Source organism: Oscillibacter sp. CU971, from assembly GCF_905219725.1.
GTDB lineage: Bacteria > Bacillota > Clostridia > Oscillospirales > Oscillospiraceae > Oscillibacter.
On the sequence record NZ_CAJMXG010000186.1, the window covers coordinates 1 to 5,882 of the forward strand.

The 5,882-nt window shown below is 61.3% G+C and carries 6 protein-coding genes and 1 other annotated feature; of the genes, 1 reads left to right on the forward strand and 5 read right to left on the reverse strand.

The genetic code is table 11. The features are described 5' to 3' along the window. Window positions 1-117: 117 nt before the first annotated feature. The 5 genes from leuB to JX325_RS11855 all read right to left on the reverse strand — a co-directional run bounded on the left by leuB (window position 118) and on the right by JX325_RS11855 (window position 5,231). Entirely contained in the window at window positions 118-1,188 is a 1,071-nt protein-coding gene (leuB, locus tag JX325_RS11835) for a 3-isopropylmalate dehydrogenase (protein WP_204791320.1), read from the reverse strand. Next, window positions 1,185-1,682 carry a 3-isopropylmalate dehydratase small subunit gene (gene leuD / locus JX325_RS11840; protein WP_204791321.1) on the reverse strand — a complete coding sequence of 166 codons (498 nt, stop codon included), beginning with the start codon at window positions 1,680-1,682 and terminating at the stop codon, window positions 1,185-1,187. Before leuD ends, leuB begins: the two co-directional genes overlap by 4 nt. Before the next feature lie 2 nt (window positions 1,683-1,684). Continuing rightward, window positions 1,685-2,944, reverse strand: coding sequence for a 3-isopropylmalate dehydratase large subunit (gene leuC / locus JX325_RS11845; RefSeq protein ID WP_204791322.1), 1,260 nt, complete (start codon window positions 2,942-2,944; stop codon window positions 1,685-1,687). A 45-nt stretch (window positions 2,945-2,989) separates the two neighbouring features. Continuing rightward, entirely contained in the window at window positions 2,990-4,675 is a 1,686-nt protein-coding gene (leuA, locus tag JX325_RS11850; RefSeq protein ID WP_204791323.1) for a 2-isopropylmalate synthase, read from the reverse strand. 71 nt (window positions 4,676-4,746) lie between these two features. Beyond that, window positions 4,747-4,986 (reverse strand) — a binding site (T-box leader). Continuing rightward, window positions 4,974-5,231, reverse strand: coding sequence for a hypothetical protein (locus JX325_RS11855; RefSeq protein WP_204791324.1), 258 nt, complete (start codon window positions 5,229-5,231; stop codon window positions 4,974-4,976). (Overlaps the previous feature by 13 nt.) 55 nt (window positions 5,232-5,286) lie before the next feature. Here JX325_RS11855 and rpsU point away from each other — a divergent pair, with 55 nt between their 5' ends. Then, window positions 5,287-5,469 carry a 30S ribosomal protein S21 gene (rpsU, locus tag JX325_RS11860; RefSeq protein ID WP_016324321.1) on the forward strand — a complete coding sequence of 61 codons (183 nt, stop codon included), beginning with the start codon at window positions 5,287-5,289 and terminating at the stop codon, window positions 5,467-5,469. Window positions 5,470-5,882: the final 413 nt, after the last annotated feature.

The following is a 5,882-nucleotide window of genomic DNA, read 5'->3' on the forward strand; positions in this document are numbered from 1 at the left end:
CCTCACCCCTTACTCCCTATTTTATCATCTTTACATGAAAAAGTCTGCCGGTAGGCAGACTTTTTCGACAAGCTGAGGGGGAGGCTGAAACGCCTCCCCCTTTTAAATTCCTCCTGTTCAAATCCGGGCCCGGATCTCCGCCCCCATGGCCTTGCAGCCCAAGAGCTTCCCGCCCTCGTTCAGAATGTCCCCGCAGCGGAAGCCCGCTTTCAGCGTCCGATCCACCGCGGCTTCCACCGCGCCGGCCTCGGCGCTCATGTCGAAGCTGTAGCGCAGCATCATGGCCGCCGCCAGAATGGTGCCGATGGGGTTGGCCTTGTCCTGCCCGGCGATGTCCGGGGCGGAGCCGTGGATGGGCTCATAGAGGCCCCGGGTCCCCTCCCCCATGCTGGAGGACGGAATCATGCCGATGGAGCCGGTGATCTGGCTGGCCTCGTCGGAGAGGATGTCCCCGAAGAGGTTCTCCGTCACAATCACGTCAAACTGGCTGGGGTCCCGGACCAGCTGCATGGCGGCGTTGTCCACATACATATGGAGGAGCTCCACGTCCGGGTAGTCCTTCGCCGTTTCCTCCACCGTCTTCCGCCACAGGCGGGAAGTGTCCAGCACGTTGGCCTTGTCGATGGAGGTCACCCGGCCCCGGCGCTTCCGGGCCATGTCAAAGGCCACCCGGGCCACCCGGCGGACCTCATGCTCACTGTAAGAGCACACGTCCACGGCCTTCTGCTCCCCGTCCACCTGGGAGGTGGTGTGCTCGCCGAAGTACATGCCGCCGATGAGCTCCCGGACCACCACGAAGTCGATGCCCTTCGCCGCGATGTCCGCCCGGAGGGGGCAGGCGGCGGCAAGGTCGGAAAACATCCGGGCGGGCCGGATATTCGTATACAGGCCCATGGCGGAGCGGAGCTTCAAAAGCCCCCGCTCCGGCCGGTTGGCGGAGGGCTGGGCGTCCCACTTGGGGCCCCCCACCGCCCCCAGCAGCACGCTGTCGGAGCGCAGGCAGGTCTCCAGGCTGGAATCCGGCAGGGGCACGCCGAAGGCGTCAATGGCGCAGCCGCCCATGGGAGCCTCCTGATAGGTGAAGGCATGTCCGAATTTCTCCGCCACGGCGTCCAGCACGCCGATGGCCTCGCTTACGATCTCGGGGCCGATTCCGTCGCCCCGGATGACGGCAATGGTCTTGTTCATTTGTCCGCCTTTCCGGCCTTCAAGGAGGCCATAAGCCCGCCCTTTTCGATCATGTCCTTGATAAACGGCGGAAAGGGCTCCGCCTGATAGGTCTCGTGTTTCGTCACGTTGGTGATGACGCCCGTGTCGAAGTCCACCGCCACCTGGTCCCCGTCGGAGATGCCGCCGCTTGCCGCGGGGCACTCCAAAATGGCCAGGCCGATGTTGATGGCGTTCCGGTAAAAAATCCGGGCGAAAGTGGCCGCGATGACGCAGCTCACTCCGCTGGCCTTGATGGCGATGGGGGCGTGCTCCCGGGAGGAGCCGCAGCCGAAGTTGACCCCGGCCACCATCACGTCCCCGGGCTTTACCTTATGGATAAAGTCCTTGTCGATGTCCTCCATGCAGTGGGCGGCCAACTCCTTGTGGTCCGGGGTGTTCAGATAGCGGGCGGGGATGATGACGTCGGTGTCCACATGATCCCCGTATTTATGGACGGTTCCCTGTACATTCATGTTCAAACCTCCTCAGGATGGCAGATGTGCCCCGCGACGCCGGACGCGGCGGCCACGGCGGGAGAGGCCAGGTAGACCTCGCTGTCCACATGGCCCATGCGGCCCACGAAGTTGCGGTTCGTGGTGGAGACGCAGCGCTCCCCGGCGGCCAGAATCCCCATATAGCCGCCCAGGCACGGCCCGCAGGTGGGGGTGGAGACGATGCAGCCCGCGTCCAGGAAAATGTCCGTGAGCCCCCGGCGCATAGCCTCCCGGTAGACGCTCATGGTGGCGGGAATGACGATGCCCCGGACGTCTCTGGCCAGGTGCTTCCCCTTCAAAATGGCGGCGGCGGCCTCCAAATCGGGCAGCTGCCCGTTGGTGCAGGAGCCAATGACAATCTGGTCGATTCGGATGTCCTTCCCCTCCCGGGCGCTGTGAGCGTTCTCGGGGAGATGGGGATAGGCCACGGTGCAGTCCACCTGGGAAAGGTCGATGTCCACGGTGCGCTCGTACTCCGCGTCGCCGTCCGCCTCATAGGCGGTCCAGGGGCGGTTTACCCGGCCCTCCACGTAAGCTTTCGTCACCGCGTCCACAGGGAAAATGCCGTTCTTCGCCCCGGCCTCAATGGCCATGTTGGAGATGGTCAGCCGGTCGTAGATAGAGAGCTCGGCAACGCCGGGCCCGGCAAACTCCAGGGACTGATACCGGGCTCCGTCCACGCCGATCATGCCGATAAGGGTCAGGATCACGTCCTTGCCGGAGACAAAGGGCCGGAGCTTCCCGGTGAGGTTCACCTTGATGGCGGAGGGCACCTTGAACCAGGTCTCCCCCGCCGCCATGGCGGCGCCCATGTCCGTGGACCCCACGCCGGTGGAGAAGGCCCCCAGGGCCCCGTAGGTGCAGGTGTGGGAGTCCGCGCCGATAACGGCCTCGCCGGGGGCCACCAGGCCCTTTTCCGGCAGCAGGGCGTGCTCGATGCCCATCTCCCCCACGTCGAAGTAGTTGTCGATGTCAAACCGCCGGGCGAAGGCGCGGCACTGCTTGCACTGGGCGGCGGCCTTGATGTCCTTGTTGGGTGCGAAGTGGTCCATTACCAGGGCGATTTTGCTCTTGTCGAACACCTTGTCAAAGCCCGCCGCCTCAAACTCGTTGACCGCCACGGGGGTGGTGATGTCGTTGCCTAGCACCAGGTCCAGCTTCGCCTGGATCAGCTGCCCCGCCCGGACGGAAGGAAGCCCCGCGTGCTTGGCCAGGATTTTCTGCGTCATGGTCATTCCCATTTGTTGTCACGCTCCTTATGAATTCATGAATATCCGCAAGNCCGCTTATNCCCGCTTNGCCCGGTTGACGGCGGACAGGATGGCCCGGAGAGGCGCCAGGTTGATGTTGTGNCTGAGCCCCACGCCCCAGTACTGCTTGCCGGTGCGCCGGTCCTGAAGGAGGATATAGGCCACGCCCTGGGAGTCGGAACCGTCGGTGATGGCGTGGGAGGCGTAGTCCAGGAAGGTGAAGCGGTCGATTTTCTCGCCTTGAATGGCGTTGAAGAAGGCGTCGATGGGGCCGTTGCCCTCGCCNGANACCTCGAACACCGTGTCCGTGTGGCGGAGAGTCCCCTGGAAAGCCACATGGGAGTGGCCCTCGGCGTCCACAGTCTCCCGGAAGGCGTGCTTGATGAGCTGATAGGNNTGCNTCGCCCCGATATACTCCTGGTGGAACAGCTCGTTGATCCGCTCCGGGGCGACCTCCTTGCCCACTTTGTCCGTCTCCACCTGGACGATGTGGCCGAACTCCGGCTGCATGGACTTGGGCAGGTCGAAGCCGAAGTCGTGCTCCATGATATAGGCCGCGCCGCCCTTGCCGGACTGGGAGTTGATGCGGATGATGGGCTCGTACTCCCGGCCCACGTCGGCGGGGTCGATGGGGAGATACGGGATTTCCCAATACTCCGTGCCGGAGGTCTTCATATACTGGACGNCCTTGTTAATGGCGTCCTGATGGCTGCCGGAGAANGCCGTAAAGACCAGCTTGCNCACATAGGGCTGGCGNTCGCCCACGGGCATCTTGGTGCACCGCTCGAACATCTCCTTGATTTTGTTGATGTTGGAGAAGTCCAGCTCCGGGTCCACGCCCTGGGTATACATGTTCATGGCCAGGGTCACCATGTCCACGTTTCCGGTGCGCTCCCCGTTGCCGAAGAGGGTGGCCTCCACNCGGTCGGCTCCGGCCAGCAGGCCCATCTCCGTGGTGGCCACGCCGCAGCCCCGGTCATTGTGGGGATGGAGGGAGATGACGGCGCGGTCCCGGCCGGGAAGTTTGCGGATNAAGTATNCCAGCATGTCAGCGAACTGGTTGGGCATGCAGTTCTCCACCGTGGTGGGGAGATTCAAAATGACCTTCTTTTCCGGCGTGGCGTGGAGGTGCTCCAGCACCGCCTGGNAGATTTCCACGGCGTAGTCCATCTCCGTGCCCATGAAGGACTCGGGGGAATACTCAAAGCGGAGGTTCATGCCCTCGGCAATCATGGGCTGGGACATCTCATAGATGAGATCGGCGGCGTCGGTGGCGATTTTGGTAATCTCGTCGCAGTCCATGTGGAAAACCACCTTGCGCTGGAGGGTGGAGGTGGAATTGTAAAAATGAAGAATCACATTCTTCGCGCCCCGGATGGCCTCAAAGGTCTTTTTGATGAGGTGTTCCCGGGCCTGGACCAGCACCTGGATGGTCACGTCGCCGGGAATGTGACCGCCCTCGATGAGCTCCCGGCAGATTTCATATTCCGTCTCGCTGGCGGAAGGGAAGCCAATTTCAATCTCCTTCACGNCGATGTCCACCANCGTGTGGAAATACTCCAGCTTCTCCGCCAGGTTCATGGGGTCAATCAGCGCCTGGTTTCCGTCCCGCAGGTCCACAGAGCACCAAACAGGGGCCTTGGCAATNTTCCGGTCCGGCCAGGTGCGGCCCTGAATGGGCTGGGGCTGGAAGGGAATATACTTTTCAAATCCGGGTTTCATAGCGGCGTCCTCCTTGCAGAATATGGTGTCGGATAGGTCAGGGGACAAGAAAACGCCCCTGACTCCTTCGAGTCAGGGGCGTGTCAATCAACACGCGGTACCACCCTGGTTTAGCCGCCGGTTGCCCAACGGCCCTCACAGCCTCAAACAAGGCTTCGGCCAATAACGAGGCCAGCCGTCTCCGCCTAAACCGCAGTCTCAGCGGAGCCGCTCAAGGGCCAGTGACGTCCTTTCCCTCCGCGCCGCCTCGCAGCAACCGGCGGCTCTCTGAAGCATACGGAAAAGGACTTTCTCCCTGTCATCGCGTTTCATTGTTTTGCTGTTGGGCTATAAGATACAGGATTTCCGGCGGTTTGTCAATAGAAATTTTTGCGATATCTCCGTCATTTTCGCCAAAAGCGCCGCCACAGGAGGGATACAGGCCCTTTTTCGGTGGAAATTTCCCGGTTTTTTCAGCCCCTTTCCCGGGCAGATTATAAGAAACAGAGATTTTGGAATTGCTCTTGACAAGTTTCCTCCAAATCTGTATAATAGCGATGTTGAAGCCATATAACATGGCCCTTAAAGTATCCTGGAGATAGCCGGATACCTCGGAGGGAGGGAAAATATAGATGTCTGAGATCCACGTCAAGGAAAACGAGTCCATCGACAGCGCACTGAAGCGTTTCAAGCGCAGTTGCGCCAAGGCCGGCGTGCTGGCCGAGGTCCGGAAGCGGGAGCACTACGAGAGCCCCAGCGTGAAGCGGCGCAAGAAGTCTGAGGCCGCCCGCAAGAACAAGAAGCGTTATTACTAATCCCCAAAGGGCCACTGATAAAGCGCACGAAAGGCGGTCTCCTTATCGGACAGCCCCCGCGCAAGGCCCGAACAGCGCAGTTTTTAAAACCGCACGATTTTTTAATCGTGCGGTTTTTTATTCGTTCGAAAAAGGGCCCCGCCGTAATAAGGCCGGAAAGAGCCGTAAGGTACGGCCCGGCTGCGGGCGCACCTTACAGCGATGGCGCGGACGGTTTTTCCGCCGGGGAACGAAATCCGGCGGACGAGGCTGCCGATGCGGTCTTGCGGAATGTACGGGAGAAATATAGAGATATAAAGACTGAGCGGCATCCGGCAACGGACCGGATGCCGCTCAGCTCAGCCTGTCGAAAAGAGGCCTGTCTGTCTTCATTACCAGACAGGCCACAAAGTTAATGAGGGATAAAATGTAGG